Origin of the sequence: Flavobacterium sp. CF136 (assembly GCF_000282055.1) — a bacterium.
In the GTDB taxonomy this organism is placed as follows: domain Bacteria; phylum Bacteroidota; class Bacteroidia; order Flavobacteriales; family Flavobacteriaceae; genus Flavobacterium.
In genome coordinates this window covers 47277-64635 of record NZ_AKJZ01000005.1, presented here as the reverse complement: position 1 = coordinate 64635, position 17359 = coordinate 47277, and the positions used below count along the sequence as shown (strand labels likewise).

The 17359-nt window shown below is 34.9% G+C and carries 15 protein-coding genes; 6 read left to right on the top strand and 9 right to left on the bottom strand.

The annotated features are described in order from the left end of the window. Window positions 1-23 precede the first annotated feature (23 nt). Both PMI10_RS00550 and PMI10_RS00545 read left to right on the top strand, forming a co-directional pair. A complete protein-coding gene (locus PMI10_RS00550; protein WP_007803295.1) occupies window positions 24-3542 on the top strand; it encodes a nitrate reductase in 3519 nt (1172 codons plus the stop codon). An 82-nt stretch (window positions 3543-3624) separates the two neighbouring features. Beyond that, window positions 3625-5058: a rubredoxin gene (locus PMI10_RS00545; protein ID WP_007803293.1), complete on the top strand. Its 1434-nt coding sequence runs from the start codon at window positions 3625-3627 to the stop codon at window positions 5056-5058. A 164-nt stretch (window positions 5059-5222) separates the two neighbouring features. Here PMI10_RS00545 and PMI10_RS00540 read toward each other — a convergent pair whose 3' ends face one another. Further along, window positions 5223-6092: a helix-turn-helix domain-containing protein gene (locus PMI10_RS00540; RefSeq protein ID WP_007803291.1), complete on the bottom strand. Its 870-nt coding sequence runs from the start codon at window positions 6090-6092 to the stop codon at window positions 5223-5225. Window positions 6093-6186: 94 nt separating this feature from the next. On the opposite strand from PMI10_RS00540, the gene PMI10_RS00535 reads away from it, so the two are divergent. After that, a complete protein-coding gene (locus PMI10_RS00535) occupies window positions 6187-6549 on the top strand; it encodes a DUF983 domain-containing protein (RefSeq protein ID WP_007803288.1) in 363 nt (120 codons plus the stop codon). Between the two features lie 71 nt (window positions 6550-6620). After that, a complete protein-coding gene (fabD, locus tag PMI10_RS00530) occupies window positions 6621-7496 on the top strand; it encodes an ACP S-malonyltransferase (protein WP_007803285.1) in 876 nt (291 codons plus the stop codon). Between the two features lie 425 nt (window positions 7497-7921). On the opposite strand, the gene PMI10_RS00525 is transcribed toward fabD, so the two are convergent. The 5 genes from PMI10_RS00525 to PMI10_RS00505 all read right to left on the bottom strand — a co-directional run bounded on the left by PMI10_RS00525 (window position 7922) and on the right by PMI10_RS00505 (window position 11842). Further along, window positions 7922-8455, bottom strand: coding sequence for a YceI family protein (locus PMI10_RS00525; protein WP_007803283.1), 534 nt, complete (start codon window positions 8453-8455; stop codon window positions 7922-7924). A 155-nt stretch (window positions 8456-8610) separates the two neighbouring features. Next, on the bottom strand, window positions 8611-8841 hold the full coding sequence (locus tag PMI10_RS00520; RefSeq protein ID WP_007803281.1) for a (4Fe-4S)-binding protein: 231 nt from the start codon (window positions 8839-8841) through the stop codon (window positions 8611-8613). Between the two features lie 172 nt (window positions 8842-9013). After that, window positions 9014-9730, bottom strand: a complete 717-nt coding sequence (locus PMI10_RS00515) for a pirin family protein (protein WP_035631177.1) — start codon at window positions 9728-9730, stop codon at window positions 9014-9016. Between the two features lie 264 nt (window positions 9731-9994). Further along, window positions 9995-10354 carry a hypothetical protein gene (locus PMI10_RS00510; RefSeq protein ID WP_007803277.1) on the bottom strand — a complete coding sequence of 120 codons (360 nt, stop codon included), beginning with the start codon at window positions 10352-10354 and terminating at the stop codon, window positions 9995-9997. Window positions 10355-10360: 6 nt separating this feature from the next. Further along, window positions 10361-11842, bottom strand: coding sequence for a helix-turn-helix domain-containing protein (locus tag PMI10_RS00505; RefSeq protein ID WP_007803275.1), 1482 nt, complete (start codon window positions 11840-11842; stop codon window positions 10361-10363). Window positions 11843-12052: 210 nt separating this feature from the next. Here PMI10_RS00505 and aceB point away from each other — a divergent pair, with 210 nt between their 5' ends. Both aceB and aceA read left to right on the top strand, forming a co-directional pair. Further along, window positions 12053-13654, top strand: coding sequence for a malate synthase A (aceB, locus tag PMI10_RS00500; RefSeq protein WP_035631183.1), 1602 nt, complete (start codon window positions 12053-12055; stop codon window positions 13652-13654). A gap of 214 nt (window positions 13655-13868) precedes the next feature. Continuing rightward, on the top strand, window positions 13869-15149 hold the full coding sequence (gene aceA, locus PMI10_RS00495) for an isocitrate lyase (RefSeq protein WP_007803271.1): 1281 nt from the start codon (window positions 13869-13871) through the stop codon (window positions 15147-15149). Window positions 15150-15234: 85 nt separating this feature from the next. On the opposite strand, the gene PMI10_RS00490 is transcribed toward aceA, so the two are convergent. Genes PMI10_RS00490 through purT form a run of 3 tightly spaced genes read right to left on the bottom strand, consistent with a single transcriptional unit; the run spans window position 15235 to window position 17291 of the window. Next, window positions 15235-15810 carry a Crp/Fnr family transcriptional regulator gene (locus PMI10_RS00490; protein WP_007803269.1) on the bottom strand — a complete coding sequence of 192 codons (576 nt, stop codon included), beginning with the start codon at window positions 15808-15810 and terminating at the stop codon, window positions 15235-15237. Then, complete coding sequence (locus tag PMI10_RS00485) at window positions 15810-16127, bottom strand: DUF6370 family protein (protein WP_007803267.1); 318 nt, start codon at window positions 16125-16127, stop codon at window positions 15810-15812. Before PMI10_RS00485 ends, PMI10_RS00490 begins: the two co-directional genes overlap by 1 nt. Before the next feature lie 3 nt (window positions 16128-16130). Continuing rightward, complete coding sequence (purT, locus tag PMI10_RS00480) at window positions 16131-17291, bottom strand: formate-dependent phosphoribosylglycinamide formyltransferase (RefSeq protein WP_007803266.1); 1161 nt, start codon at window positions 17289-17291, stop codon at window positions 16131-16133. Between the last annotated feature and the right edge of the window lie 68 nt (window positions 17292-17359).

The window sequence follows — 17359 nt, the reverse complement described above, 5'->3', positions numbered from 1 at the left end:
GTAGTATTTAAAAGATAACTAGAATGCAAAGTACAAAAATCAAAACTACCTGTTCATATTGTGGCGTTGGCTGCGGAATTATCGTTACAAATGATGCGAAGAATGGTGTAATGGTTGAGGGGGACAAAGACCATCCTGTAAATAAAGGGATGTTGTGCTCTAAAGGAATGAATTTGCATTATGTAGTCAACGATACTTCAGACAGGATTCTTTATCCGCAAATGCGCGGAAGTAAATCGTATCCTTTGGAGCGTGTAACCTGGGATACTGCAATTGACCGTGCTGCAGCAGTTTTTTCTTCTATAATAAAAAAACACGGACCGGATAGTGTAGGTTTTTATATTTCGGGTCAGTGTTTAACCGAAGAGTATTATTTGGTAAATAAATTAGTAAAAGGTTTTTTAAAGACTAATAATATTGATACCAACTCCAGACTTTGTATGAGTTCGGCGGTGGTTGGATATAAAAAGACATTTGGTGAGGATTCTGTGCCAATTGCATATGATGATATTGAATTGGCTGATACTTTTTTAATTACTGGGGCAAACCCTGCATGGTGTCACCCGATTTTATTTAGAAGAATAGAGAAACACAAAGAGAATAATCCAAAAGTAAAAATTATCGTTATTGATCCAAGAAGAACGGATACGGCGGCTTTTGCTGATTTACACCTGCAGATTATTCCGGGTTCAGATATTATTTTATATCATGCGATGGCAAAACGCATTATCGAAAAAGGATATGTAGATCACGATTTTGTAAAAAATCATGCCGAAAATTTTAAAGAATATAAAGATTTAGTTTTAGGAACTTCGCTTGAAAAAGCTTCAAAGCTATGTGGTGTTTCTGTAAATGATATTAAACTGGCCGCAGATACTATTGGGAAAGCCAAAGGATTTATTTCGCTTTGGGCAATGGGACTTAATCAAAGCGCGGTTGGAGTAGATAAAAATACAGCTTTATTGAATTTGTCCTTATTGACAGGACAAGTAGGAAAGCCGGGTTCAGGACCGTTTTCATTAACAGGTCAGCCAAATGCCATGGGTGGGCGAGAAGTGGGAGGAATGGCAACTTTGCTTGCCGCTCATAAAGACATTGCTAACCCTGAACATCGAAAAGAAGTGGCTGATTTTTGGGGAGTTGATTCGATATCAGACAAACCTGGTTTAACGGCAACCGAAATGTTTGAGGCACTGGAATCAGGTAAAATGAAAGCTGTTTGGATAATCTGCACCAATCCGTTAGTAAGTTTACCTGATTCCCGTCGTATTGAAAAGGCATTGCAAAATGCTAAATTTGTTGTAGTTCAGGATATTTCACATAATGCTGATACAGCTAAATATGCCGATTTATTATTGCCTGCTGCAGGATGGTTGGAGAAAGAAGGTACGATGACCAACTCCGAACGTCGTATATCTTATTTACCAAAAGGGATAAATGCTCCGGGAGAAGCGCTTTCGGATATCGAAATCCTGATCAGGTTCGCTAAAAAAATGAATTTTAACGGTTTTAATTTCAATAGTGCCGAGGAAATTTATAAAGAGCACTGTGCACTGACCAAAAACACAAATATTGATATTTCATACCTAAATTATAATCGATTAAAAACCGAAGGTACTTTTCAATGGCCGGTTCCGGATTACGGACATCCCGGTACACCTCGTCTTTTTACGGATAAAAAATTCTATACACCATCACAAAAAGCGATTTTCAATTTACCGACAGCAATTGAAAACACTTCAGAGCCGCCAAGTCCGCAATTTCCATTTATCCTTACCACAGGAAGAGTTCGTGATCAATGGCATACCATGACAAAAACCGGAAAGGTGTCAAGATTGATGACACATACACCAAGTCCGGTATTAGAGATAAATCCAATTGATGCCTTTAAATCAGATATTAAGGATGGGGATATTGTTATTGTAACAAGTAAAAACGGAGAGGTTCGCGTTAAGGCAAAAGTTACAGATTCTATTAAAGAAAAAGTGGTTTTTTTACCAATGCATTGGGGAAAACAACTTGAAAATGATTTAAACAGAACCAATAATTTAACCAATACCATTGTTGATCCGGTTTCAAAAGAGCCTGATTTCAAATATACAACGGTTGCGATTACCAAATACGTAAAACCCTTTCAAAAGATTGCTATTGTAGGAGCAGGTGCTGCAGCATTTCGTTTCATTCAAAACTATCGCGAATTTAATTCTACGGATGAGATTGTAGTATTTTCAAACGAAATAAATCCATTTTATAATCGTGTATTGCTTCCTGAATATATGACAGGCGAATTTACATGGGAGCAATTACTAAAAGTAAAAGACGGAGAAGGATTAAGTAAGTTAAAAATTACGATGAATGCCGGGGTAGCTATTGGAAAAATAAATGCTAAAGAAAAAACAATAATAGACAGCTTAGGCGATGTCCATACTTTTGATTCCTTGATTTTAGCAACCGGAAGCCGTCCTTTCGTTCCGGAAAATGCACAATTACATTTACCCGGACGCTTCACAGTCAGACGAAAAGAAGATGCCGATCGTTTGAAAAAGCATCTGGACAATACCAATTTGCCTCCCGAAGAACAGCACGTAGTAATTATTGGTGGAGGTTTATTAGGATTAGAATTAGCTGCGGCCTTAAAACATAAAAAAATAAAAACAACCATAGTTCAAAGAGCTTCCAGATTAATGGAACGTCAGTTGGACTTGGTTTCAAGTAAATTATTGGCAGAAGAAGTACAGCTTCGTGATATTCAGATTTATTTTGATAATGAAGTCAGTACCGTTTTTGAAACGGATAATCCTAATGAAATAGAAATCGCCCTGAAAAGTGGAAGAATTATTACGGCAAATGCAATTGTGTATACTATCGGAACAGTTCCGAATATAGAAATTGCACGTGAAACAGGACTTGCCTGCGGTCGTGGTGTAAAAGTTAATCAGTATCTGCAATCATCAAATCCTGATATTTATGCTATTGGAGAAATTGCGGAATTCGATAATAAATTATTCGGAATTACATCAGCTGCAGAAGAACAAGCCGATATCCTGGCGAACTTTTTGGCAGGTGATATAAGCAGTTACTATAAAGGTTCTGTTTTAATGAATATACTGAAACTGGAAGATATTAATTTGTGCAGTATCGGTGATATTGAAATTCCTGAAAACGATGATTCTTATGAAGAAATTGTTTTTGCCGATCTAAAACAACGTTATTACAAAAAATGCATCGTTAAAAACGACTTGTTGGTAGGTGCGATTTTAATGGGAGATAAAAATGAGTTTGCCGAATTTAAAACGATGATTGAAAGCAAAATCGAATTGTCGGATAAACGAAACACATTGCTTAGAGGAAGTTCAAATGCTAAACCGGTTCTGGGAAAATTAGTATGTTCCTGCAGTCAGGTTGGAGCCGGAAATATCGAAGAAACTATTAAAAGCGGTGTGAGTAATTTTACTGATTTATGTAAAAATACAGGAGCCGGATTAGGTTGTGGAAGCTGCAAAACCGAAGTCAAAGAAATTTTAGCTAAATGTAAGGTATAGATTAGTTTTCAGTCGCAGTAATCAGTTTTATACTGAGACTGAAAACTGAAAATTGAGACTGAAAACTGTAAACTAAAGAAACATGGAATTAACGAGATTAATAGTAAAAGGAGGCGTTATTTCGCCGGGTGAACTTAGAGAAGTTGTTAATATGGCGATGGATCAGGGTTTAGATTCAATTTCATTTGGTTCAAGACAAGATATTATTTTTCCAAAAGGCTTTGCTGCTTTGGATAAGGAAAGAATGGGTAAACATCATTTTGTTTTTCCGGATGAAAAAAGTGGTAATAATATCGTTTCCTCTTATGTCTCTACAGATATTTTTAGAAATACCAATTGGCTTACAGGAAATAAGTTTTTATATATTTTAGAGCTGTTTAAAGACCAGCCGAAGCTTAAAGTAAATATCAATGATCCTAAACAGCAATTAGTTCCATTGTTTACAGGTCATCTTAATTTTATTGCTTCTGAGCATGAGGATTATTGGTATCTGTATATTCGTTTACCTAAATGGCAGCGTATGGAAGTATATCCTGTGTTGATTTACAGTTGGGATATAGCGCAATTTTATTATGAAATTGAACGTATTGTTGCGACTGAAGAATTTTGCGGAATAGATATGATTTTTAGTTTGGTAAGTGAAGCTTTAGATACCAATAACAGAACCATTGATAAACCTTTGAATGTTCCGTTTTACCCTTTTCCATACTATGAAGGTATGAACAGAATGGGAATCGACCAATATTGGCTCGGTTTGTATTGGAGAAATAATCTGTATGATTTAGACTTCCTAAAAGAAATGTGTGATTTATGTTTCGATTGTAAAATCGGAAAAATATGTATTACACCCTGGAAATCATTTATTGTAAAAGGAATCCCGAAAGATCGAAAACTGGAATGGGAGAAATTTTTAGGTAAAAAAGGAATCAATGTCCGTCATTCACTTTTAGAACTTAACTGGCATTTACCGGTAGCTATGGAATGGGCTTTGAACCTTAAAACTTTTTTGGTTCGTACACTTGATCAATTTGACATCAGTACATATGGATTAAATTTTGGTTTGTCGGAATACAATCGTGACGGACATTATTTTACTTCGATTGTAATCGAAAAAAATGATTTGCCTAAAGATTTGGAGTCTATTAAAATTCGTGATACCTATAATGTTTTATTTGCAAAGAATTTTGACCCAAATACACGCGAATATATTGTGCATTCGCAGGATATCGATAAATTGGAACTGCCTACTGTTCTAATCGAATTGAGCAGGAAATATTTTGAAGGATTAGGAAATTTAATTCCTGAAACAGTCGAAAATAATCAGAAAAAAGAAAAACCACAATTAGATATTTACCAGTGTCAGGAATGTCTTTCTCTTTATAATCCGGAATACGGAGATGAAAGCCAGAACATTCCAAAAGGTATTTTATTTACAGATTTATCCGAAACATACTGTTGTTCATTATGCGAAGCCCCAAAAAGTAATTTTAAGATTTTAGAATCGGTTACTACTTAAATTTTTAATGCTTTGCAGTTTTTTATCGAAACAAATAAATTTCAACCATATAAGTGATGTAAGAAAATTTAAGTTTTTGTTATTGTCACATTGAGCGAAGTCGAGATGCTTGTGACTACAGTATATAACTCAACGCTTCAATGAACTTATATCACTTATATGGTTTAATTTTTACTTTTTAAATTCCGAAATCCTGTTGGGGAAAATCCGGTTTGCTTTTTAAACACTCTTGAAAAATAGGAATAATCATCGTAGCCCACGGCAGACGCGACTTCATTTACAGCCAGTTGCTTGTCAGTTAACATACGTTTGATTTCAAGAATTACCCGATCCATAATGACTTCGGTAGCCGTTTTTTGTAAAATTTCATTACAAATTCGGTTCAGATGTTTTAGCGTGATATTTAGTTTATCGGCATAAAATGATGGTGATTTGTTTTCTTTAAAATGCTGTTCCAAAAGCTTTTCAAAAGTGTTGATTTTGATATTATACGAATGTGTCTGATGTGAATAGGTTTCACTATATTTTCGGGCAATTTCAATATGAATACAATCCAGTAAATTCAGCATTTTATCCAATTGAAAATTATTATGTTCGCTATTTTCTTCAATCAGAAGATTGAAATAAGGCAAAATTTTTGGTGTTTCTGTTGCTTCAAAAACCATTTCCGGCCGATTATGAATCGAATGATAAAAGTTATAATCATTGATTTTTTTCTGCCCGAAATATAAATTATAAAGCTCCTGCGAAAATATAATTACAAAGCCCTCAACATCGTCAGACAAACTCCAATGATGCATTTGTCCGGGCTGTAAAACAAATAAACTTCCTTTTTTAATCTCAAACCGGTCAAAATCTATTTCATGGATTCCGGAACCATTTGTAAAAAAAACCATCAAATAAGAATCATGCCGATGAGGTTCTTCGACAAAACTGTGGTTTTTTAAATGTTCTTTAAAAGGATTTACATAAAAATCACGATGAATATCGTTGCAGCTAAAATTCCGGACACTATAAATTGGATATTTCTTCATGGTAAATGTCTTTATTATGCTATAAGTGGCGAAGATATAAAAAAGGCTTTAATAGAATCTAATATACCTTTGTTTAAATAAAAACAACAAAGTCATGTCAAATACACTAATCCATATTTTGAAAAATGAATGTCCAAATTGTCATAAAGGAAAAGTTTTTAAAGACAAGAATATTTTCCTGAATTTTGGCTTTCCAAAAATGAACGAACACTGCAGTCATTGTAATTATAAATTTCAAAAAGAGCCGGGTTACTTTTTTGGGGCAATGTATGTTAATTACGGGTTGACAGTTGCTCAGGCAATTGCTACTTATTGTGTTGCGCAATTTTTCTTCGAAAAAACATTTGATTTACGAATTATTCCAATTATAGCCGGGGTAATTATTACATTTTCCTTCTTTAATCTTCGATTTTCAAGATTATTATGGATTTATATGTTTAAGAATTATTCAAGCTAAAAAAATGTTATTTTTGCCTTTCAATTGAAACTAATTTTCAATTTAAAAATATCAATCTTTAAATTAGACAAATGAAAGCATACGTATTTCCGGGTCAGGGCGCACAGTTTACAGGAATGGGCAAAGACTTATATGAATCATCAGCATTAGCCAAAGAATTATTCGAAAAAGCGAATGAAATTTTAGGTTTCAGAATTACAGATATCATGTTTGAAGGAACTGCCGAAGAACTAAAAGAAACTAAAGTTACACAACCAGCCGTTTTTTTACACTCAGTTATTCTGGCTAAAACCTTAGGGGAAGATTTTAAACCGGAAATGGTTGCAGGACATTCTTTAGGAGAATTTTCGGCCTTGGTTGCCAACGGAACTTTATCTTTTGAAGACGGTTTGAAATTAGTTTCGCAACGTGCTTTGGCTATGCAAAAAGCTTGCGAAATAACACCTTCAACAATGGCTGCTGTTTTAGGATTAGCAGATAATGTGGTTGAAGATGTTTGTGCCTCTATTGACGGAATTGTAGTGGCTGCAAATTATAATTGTCCCGGACAATTAGTAATTTCAGGAGAAACTTCAGCAGTTGAAAAAGCGTGTGAGGCAATGAAAGCTGCGGGAGCAAAAAGAGCATTAATTTTACCTGTTGGAGGAGCATTTCACTCACCAATGATGGAACCTGCAAGAGAAGAATTGGCAGCAGCTATTGAAGCGACTATCTTTTCAACTCCAATTTGTCCGGTATATCAAAACGTAACGGCAAGTGCTGTTTCGGATGCAAACGAAATCAAAAAGAACTTAATTATTCAGTTGACTGCTCCGGTAAAATGGACGCAATCTGTACAGCAAATGATTGCTGACGGTGCTACTTTATTTACTGAAGTTGGTCCTGGAAAGGTATTGGCAGGTTTAATCGGTAAAATTGATAAAGAAGCAACTACGGCTAATGCTTAAAATTAGTTTTCAGTCTCAGTTTTCGGTCTCAGTATCCCGTTAACAAGTTAAAATAAAGAAACCCTTCATAGACAAATAGTTTAAGAAGGGTTTTTTGTATGTAGATATTTCGCGTATCTTAATAGAAGCCTGATTTAGTTATAAATCTATTGTTTCAAAATTTCAATTAATTTTATATGAATCGTTCCTACGGAACTCTATAATTCATAATCAAATATTTTCAACGGATTAAAATCCGTTGCTACAAAACGAATCGTTCCTTTGAAACTTTTACATAAAGAGCTGTAGGCTAGCAAGATATTGTAGCGACGGATTTTAATCCGTTGGGAATAAAGAATGATAAAAAGAGTTCCGTAGGAACGATTCATGTAAAATTGATTGTGAAAGAATAGATTTATTGAACTCAGGTTAAAAATAAATAATAATTACGCCTGTTTCGCAAATTGCAGTTCAATATTTAATTTAACTTCTTCACCAACTAAAACTCCACCGGTTTCTAAAGCCGAATTCCAGTTTAAACCCCAGTCTTTGCGGTTTATTTTTCCTTCAATACTCAAACCTACTTTTGTATTTCCCCATGGGTCAGTCATGATTCCGCTATATTCTACTGGAAAAGTTACTGTTTTTGCAATACCTCTGATGTTCAGATCTCCTTTAAGTTCATACTTTTCATCATTAATCTTTTTGAATGCTGAAGCTTTGAAAGTTAACTTTGGATGATTTTCAGCATCAAAAAAATCGCCGCTTTTTAGGTGATTATCCCTGTCGGTATTTGCAGTATCGATAGAAGCGATATCGCCGGAAAATTCAATTGCTGCGTTTTCAAAATTATCACCATCTGTAGTTATTGTTGCATCGTAAGCTCCAAATTTTCCTGAAACATTTGTAAACATCATGTGTTTTACTTTAAAACCAATTTCTGAGTGCGTTGGATCAATTGACCATTTTGTAGTTGCCATAATTTTATTTTTTAAATATTATAATTTCATTTTGATAAGACAAAGTTACGTTGACAGTATTCTAAAGTCACTTAACCTAGATTAAGAAATAAAAAATGTGATAACTTTTTGATTATCACATTTATATTGTTGTCATGCTAAGCGAAGTCGAAGGACTATTTCTTGTTGTTCAAATAATAAGTTAAAGCACCAGACGGACATTTTTTTATTGTTTCCATGATTTTTTCTGATGTTGAGGCTTCAGCTTTAATCCAGGGTTTTTCTTTTGGATGAAACACATCCGGATTATTTTTTACACAGTTGGCTGAATGTATACATTTTCCGGATTCCCATACAATTGTTACTTCACCGTTTGTATATTCTTTGGTAAGGTTATTTGGATTCATGGTTGAGAAATTTAGTGGTTTATTTTTATTTAAAGTCAGACCAATTTTCTTTTAATAAATTTAGTCTTTCTTTTGGGTTTTGTAAAAATTTTAGGCAAAAAAAAGAAACGATAAATAAGGTGATTTTCAACTTATTTATCGTTTCTTGAAAGGGTATTAGTTATTTCCTTAATTAATAATTCATCGGAATATCCATTAACAGAAACTCTGCATCAGTATTTGCCTTGATGTTTAAAGTTTCAAAATCCGAAATTCCAAGAGCGTCACGAGTGTTTAATTCCTGACCATTAATAGTTACGTTTCCTTTTAAAATAAAAGCATAAACTCCGTTTCCTTCTTTTTTAATTTTATATTCTGTAGTAGTTCCGGCATCAAAATTACCCATATTAAACCAGGCATCCTGATGAATCCAAACACCTTCGTCATCTGCATTTGGGGATAAAACCTGAGCTAATTTGTTGTGTCTGTCCGCAACATTCAAAGTGATCTGTTGGTAACGAGGTGTTACATTTCGTTGGTTTGGAAACAACCAGATTTGTAACAATTTGGTTTGCTGATCAGCATTTGGATTAAATTCACTATGTTGAATTCCGGTTCCGGCACTCATTACCTGAATATCACCATTTTTGATAATCTCCGTATTTCCCATACTGTCTTTGTGTGCTAAATCACCTTCTAACGGAATGGTAATGATTTCCATATTATCGTGTGGATGAGTTCCAAAACCCATTCCGCCTGCAATTGTATCATCGTTTAAAACGCGAAGTGCCCCAAACTGAACTCTTTCCGGATTGTACCAGCTTGCAAAACTAAAGCTATGATAAGCGTTAAGCCATCCGTGATTTGCATTTCCTCTTGTTTCTGCCTTGTGCAATACTATATTTTCCATGATGTTATATGTTTTGTTATTTTTATAGTACAAATTTACCACCAACATCAATGAAATGTACTTAATGTAGATTAAGTTCTTTAAGGTTCTAAGTTTCTGAGATTCTAAGTGGTTAAGATTTTAGGTGCAAAGTTGCCAAAGGAGCAGAGGTTTTTAAAGTAGAGGCGCACAGCAGTGCGTCTAACGCAATCTTGTCATCTCTCTTTCGTCAGAGATGACAAGATTCTGATGAATAATTATGTTGAAGTCTCTTAAAAAACTGAATTATTTAATTTTGATTAATTTCCCTTTTCCAACTACTTCGTCAAGGTAATTCGCAGAGGAACTTTTCTTGTCATGCATGTAAAATAGAATAGTATCTTTTTTAATTTGATCTTTTGAAATGCTTATAATTAAATCTGCATTTATGAAATTTTCCAATAGTACAATATTGCCATATGAGATTTTCCCCTTTGGCATATACTTGTTGTCAAATACAAAAACACTATCATTAAAAGAAATTTTATCTTTTTGGATATAGAAATTGTTGTCTTCGATTAAATAATTGTAGCGGCCATTAAGCTTATCTGTTTTCTGGTTTGAATTAATAGAAATCAGAGTTATTATTAAAGTGAAATATTTCATAACATTCTAGCTATATTGATTTATAAACTGCTGAACAACTGCATCCGTATTTTCATGGCGTTTTTTCTTTTCCAGTGCAATAGGTGGCGCTGCTCTTTCAAGACAATCTTTTACATCGCAGGTTTCGCAGGTAACACCAACAATTCTTTTGACAAGCGGTTTTCCGTCTATGAATTTGAATTTCTTTTTCATTGTTGGATTGATCAAAATTCCAACTGAAATACTTCGGATACAATTCTCTGCAAACGGATCTTTTGTTGCTGATGAAAAAACTAAATATTCATTTCCACTATTGGCATAACTGGAAATTTGGGCATCAAAAAAATGAGGTTTATTTTGTCTGATGGCTTCGTCTATCGTTTTTACCGAAACCCATCTTCTGCAATAATGCTCGTTCGCTTCATTCGCGTGAGGTTCCTGTTGATTGGTAATGTGTAATTCTTTTTTTATCTGATAAACATCAGAACCTATTTGGTGCGATAACCGCAGAAAGAATAAGTTTTTCAGATGAAAATCTTTAGGTAATAAGTTTGTCAGTCTTTGGTAAAAGGATTCCGGAGAAACTTCGAAGCTCTCTATTAGCGCAACAAATTCTTCCGGTTTGGGCTGTTCATTATTTAAGAACAAATTGATTTTGTCAAGAACCAATTGTCTTGGCAGTAATAATGCTCCCGCAAAATAAGAAGCATAAAAATTATGCAAAACCTGATCGAAATTATCAAATTTAATCCAGCTGAAAGTCAGTAGCCTGTCAGATAAATTTAGATAATTATAAGCAATTTCCTTGGCTAAAACAAATGCCTTTTGAGGGTTGTCAATTTCTGTAGAAAGCAATAAAGTTTTGCTTTTCGGAACATAAATCGAGCGTAAATCTCCCAAAGCTTCCTGATCTGTAAAAGCAATTTCTTTTATAGTGTATTCGTATTCTTCTTTTAGAATGGCTTCTAACTCTTCAATGCTTATTTTGGAATCTAAATTAATCTGAAAGGATTTCGAAAAAGCAATTACCTTATTTTCTAAATCTTCAAAATAATTACTGTGTGCTTCCTGATAAGAACGCAAAGCAGCCAAAAAGAAACTTTCCCGACTTAAATTATAATGTTGTGCAATTTCAATAATGGTACTAATAAAGGCATTGACCTTTGCCGGGGCGTTTGCAATTATATCAATTAAATCGGCTTCCTGAATACCAAAAAGCTCTAATGGAATTTCTTTTAAAATACCTGATTTTAAAATTTCACCAATCGGAGCAAGGTTATTATCAAGTTTTAAAGAGACCATTTGGTCGTAAGTAACATCCAGAGTTTTGCATAAAAGCAGAATTTTATCTCCTTTTGGATATTTTTTCCCCTTTTCAATTTCGTTCAAATACGATTTTGAAAGATTTGTCAATTTGGCTAAGCCAAAAAGCGAAAGATTTTTTTGAGTGCGTACTTGTTTGAGTTTTAACCCAAATATCAGCTTTATATAGTCTTTTTCGATATCCATAATTCAAATATAACCATTTAAAAAATAAACGCCAAAAAATTATTTTTAATATTTAGCGAACGTTCGCTTGTTTTGTAAAAAACTTTTTCATAACATTGTAGTGTAAAACTTATTAGCTATGAAATTGCTATTAATTAAAAATGTTTTTAAAGACATAAAATGCATTTGTAGCGATAACATATGAACAATGGAAAAATAAAATTTGCAGCTATGAAAAACCAATTAGAGATTACCGAAACGGCAATGGAATTTTTAGCCGAAAAGAACCTTTCTTATCCGAACATTTGGACAGAAGAAGCGATTGTTTTTATAACCGATTTGCATCGAAAATTCGAATCGCAACGAAAGCTGTTATTGTTACAGCGAGAACAAAAACAAACGGCTTTTGATCAGGGTGTCATGCCAATTTTTCCTTCAGAAACCAAAACCATCAGAGAAAGTAATTGGATGGCTGGAGAAATTCCGAAAGATTTATTAGATCGCAGAGTTGAGATTACCGGACCAGTCGATCGTAAAATGATTATCAATGCCCTGAATTCAGGAGCAAAAACATTTATGGCCGATTTTGAAGACAGTACTTCGCCAACCTGGCAAAATTTGATGGAAGGGCAAATGAATTTAATAGATGCAGTCAATAAAACAATTTCTCATACTGATACTTCAAAAAATAAAACATATCAATTAAATGAGAAGATTGCAACGCTGATTATACGTCCGAGAGGTTTGCATTTACCGGAAAAACATCTTTTAATTGAAGGAAAAGAAGTTTCAGGTTCTCTAATAGATTTTGGATTGTATGTTTTTCATAATCATAAAAAGTTGTTGGAAAATAATTCCGGGCCGTATTTCTACATTCCAAAATTGGAACATTATCTGGAAGCACGCTGGTGGAATAATGTAATTGATTTTACTGAGGATTATTTAAAACTGTCACGTGGTACAATCAAAGTTACTCTACTTATTGAAACTATAACAGCGAGTTTTCAATTGGATGAAATCATCTACGAACTGAAAGAACATATTGTAGGATTGAATTGTGGGCGTTGGGATTACATTTTCTCGTACATCAAGAAATTTCGCAAGAATCCAAAGTTCATTGTTCCGGATCGTGATCAGGTAAATATGACTTCGCCTTTTATGAATGCGTATTCGAATCTGGTAATTCAGAGATGTCATAAACGTGGTATTCATGCAATTGGTGGTATGGCAGCGCAGATTCCGATTAAAAATAATGAAGAAGCCAATGCCGCTGCTTTTGCAAAAGTAAAAACAGACAAAGAACGTGAAGTTCGAAATGGTCACGACGGAACCTGGGTGGCACATCCGGATTTGGTTTCGCTGGCAAAAGCAGTTTTTGATGAAGGAATGCCAACTCCAAATCAAATTCATATTAAAAGAGAACATCGCAAAATAACAGAAGCTGATTTGATCGAACCACCAATTGGAATCATTACAGAAAATGGTGTTCGAAAAAACATCAATGTTGGAGTTTTGTATCTCGCTTCGTGGCTCAACGGTCAGGGTGCAGCTGCTTTACACAACTTGATGGAAGACGCTGCAACTGCCGAAATTTCGAGATCGCAATTGTGGCAATGGCTTCAGAATAAAGTGGTTTTGGATAATGGGGAACAATTGAACCTGGCATATTATCACGAATTGGCTTTAGATGAATTCAATAAAATAAAAACGGAACTAGGTGAAGAAAATTACGAAAAACGTCAATTTCCTTTGGCAGAAAAAGTATTGGAAAGATTGGTTGTAAATACTGATTTTGTTGACTTTTTGACGATTCCGTGTTACAAATATTTATAACAATCATTGGATTTATTCTTTAACACATAGAAACATAGTATTAAAATTTAAAAAGAAAGGTGTTTAAAAAAATCTAGATTTTCACACATAGCTGTGTGTATTCAGACAAGTGAAATGCCTTTAACCATAAAGAAAAACTATGCCTCTATGTGTTAAAATTTTAAACTCAAAGAAAAGAAAAATGCTTTACTAACCACTTATAACTATATTATTTATGAAAACAACAGAAGACAGAATTCAGGAATTGATTAACGATTGGATTACGAACCCGAGATGGAAAGGTGTTGAACGTCCTTATACGGCTACAGAAGTGGTGACGCTTCAGGGTTCTTATCAAATTGAGCATTCTATTGCCAAAATGGGAGCACAAAAATTATGGAGAAAGTTAAAAAGTCAGGATTATGTAGCTGGATTGGGAGCGCTAACCGGAAATCAGGCAATTCAGGAAGTTGATGCGGGTTTAGAAGCGATTTATTTAAGTGGCTGGCAAGTAGCTGCCGATGCGAATCTGGCTGGAGAAATGTACCCGGACCAATCGCTTTATCCGGTAAATAGTGTACCGATGGTGGTTAAAAAAATTAATAATGCTTTATTACGGGCTGATCAAATTCAAACCGTAAATGAAGTTGAAGATAAAAAAGATTATCTGGTTCCAATTGTAGCCGATGCCGAAGCTGGTTTTGGAGGAAATTTAAATGCTTTCGAATTAATGAAATCTATGATCGAAGCGGGAGCATCCGGAGTTCATTTTGAAGATCAGTTAAGTTCTGCTAAAAAATGCGGGCATCTGGGAGGAAAGGTTTTGGTGCCGACTCAGGAAGCAATTAATAAATTGATTGCCGCGCGTTTGGCTTCAGATGTTATGGGAGTTTCAACTTTGATAGTAGCAAGAACCGATGCCGATGCCGCTAATTTACTGACCAGTGATGCCGATCCGAGAGATGCTAAATTTATTACGGGCGAAAAAACAAACGAAGGCTTTTTCTACGTAAAAAGCGGAATCGATCAGGGAATTGCGAGAGGTTTGAGTTATGCACCGTATGCTGATTTAATTTGGATGGAAACCAGTAATCCTGATTTGGTTTATGCTAAAAAGTTTGCAGATGCCATGAAAAAACAATTCCCGGATAAAATGCTGGCTTACAATTGTTCGCCTTCTTTTAACTGGGCTGCGAAATTATCAGTAAAAGAAATGGAAACTTTTAGAGAAGATCTGGCTGCTATGGGATACAAATTCCAGTTTATCACTTTAGCAGGTTTTCATGCTTTGAACACGAGCATGTTCGAATTATCTAAAGCGTATAAAGAACGCGGTATGGCAGGCTACTCTGAATTGCAGGAAAGAGAATTTGCTTTGCAGAAAAACGGATTCAGAGCTGTAAAACATCAGGCATTTGTTGGAACTTCTTATTTTGATGCAGTTCAAAATACGGTTACAATTGGTAAATCAACAACTACGGCAATGAAACATTCTACTGAGGTTGAGCAATTTTAATTCAATTAAAAAAAACCAGTTCTATATTGAACTGGTTTTTAAACTTTTACCAATTATAATATTAGGTTTCAGTAAAATAAAAAGACTATTTTTTCAAAAGCCTGGCTTTCATTTTGCTGAAAAACTCAGGTGTAACGCCAATAAAAGAAGCGATTTGTTTTTGAGGAACTTTATAAACCAGTGTTGGATATTTAGCACAGAACTTTTCAAAACGCTCTTCAGCGGATAAACTTAAATTATCCATTAATCTTTGTTGATTCGCTACTAATGAATTTTCGATTAATATTCTAAAAAAACGTTCTAATTTTGGAATCTCCAGATACAATTGTTCCTGATTTTCTTTGGAAAGTGAGACTACTTCTGCATCTTCCAGAACTTCAATAAATAGTTGCCCGGGTTTTTGCGAAAAGTAACTGTACATATCGCTCATCCACCAGCCTGAACAAGAAAATGCGAGAACATGCTCGACAATATTATCATTGATGTTGAAACTTCTTAAAATTCCGGAATTTACAAAATACGAATGTTTACAAACTTCGCCGGCATTCAATAAAATGGTTTTGGCTTTGTAAGTATGAGATTCTGTTTTAGATAAAAAAAGTGTCTGTTCTTCCGGAGTCAGCGAAACATGTTTGGCAATATTTTCGAGAATCAATGCCATTATTTTTCTGCGATTAAAGTAAATGAAGTTGCTTTAAAACGATTTCCGATAATTTCTCCGGTAACAGAAGCTTTTCTGATTGCATTACAAAAACCATTTTTGGCATGGGCATCACCATGATCGTGAATTGTAGTTCCGTCAACAAAATAGGTTTTTCCGTCAATACGAACGGCTAAATCACAACTTTTACCTTCCATTCCAAATTGGCATTCCCCGCAGGAAACTTCAACGATTTGAGGTTTTTCGATCTTTTTTTTATCTTGGGCCTGCATCGAAATGCCGACAAATAACAATACTAGAAATACTAATTTTTTCATTTTTTAAGAGTTTACAGTTATTAATTTTGATGTTGCTTTGGCGCGTTCTACCACTTCTTCGATTGAAGATGCTAATGAATCATAACTTAAAACCACTCCCATTCTGCGATAAGGTCTGGAAGTTGGTTTTCCGAAGATTCTGAAATCGGTTTTTGGTAAAGCAGCTACTTTCTCGATTCCGGTAAAAGTTGGATTAGCAGAATCTTCTGAAGCTAAAATTACGGCACTTGCCCCGGCTTTTTCAAGCGTAATTTCGAAAATTGGCAGACTTAAAATGGCACGTAAATGTAATTCGAATTCATTGAAATTCTGAGTTCCGGCCAATGTTACCATTCCGGTATCGTGCGGGCGGGGAGAAAGTTCAGAGAAATAGACACCATTATTGGTCAGAAAAAATTCAACGCCAAAAAGTCCTGCTCCGCCAAGTGCTTCGGTAATTTTTTCGGCCATATCCTGCGCTTCGTGCAAATCGGCTTCGGAAACTTTTGCCGGCTGCCAGCTTTCCTGATAATCACCGCGTTCCTGTCTATGCCCAATTGGCGCACAAAACAACGTTGGATTATTATTTTGAGTAATCGTTAAAAGAGTAATCTCCGAATGGAAATCTACAAAAGCTTCTACAATAACTTCAATAACATCGCCACGTGAACCAGCAACGGCATATTGCCAGGCTTTCTCGATGTCATCTTCTGTTTTAATGGTTGATTGTCCTTTTCCGGAGGATGACATTAAAGGTTTTACAACGCATGGAATTCCAACTTCCTGAACGGCTTTTTGCAGTTCTTCAGCGGAAGTTGCGTATTGATATTTAGCAGTTTTTAGTCCAAGTTCTTTTGAAGCTAAATCACGAATGGCTTTACGATTCATGGTGAAATTGGCCGCTTTTGCAGAAGGAACTACGGTAATTCCCTGTTTTTCGTAATCGTAAAAGCGTTCAGTTCGAATGGCTTCTATTTCCGGAACTATAAAGTCGGGTTTGTGTTTGGCTACGATTCGGTCGAGAACTTCACCGTCGAGCATGTTAATGACTTCAAAACCGTGAGCAACCTGCATTGCAGGAGCATTTTCGTAACTGTCAACAGCGATTATGGTTTGACCGATTCGTTGTGCTGCAATGACAAATTCTTTGCCTAATTCGCCTGAACCGAGGAGTAGTATTTTCATTTTTGAATTTTGAAATGTTCGGTAAACAAAAATAGTTATTTTTTGACGGTTTAAGATTTTAAAGTTAG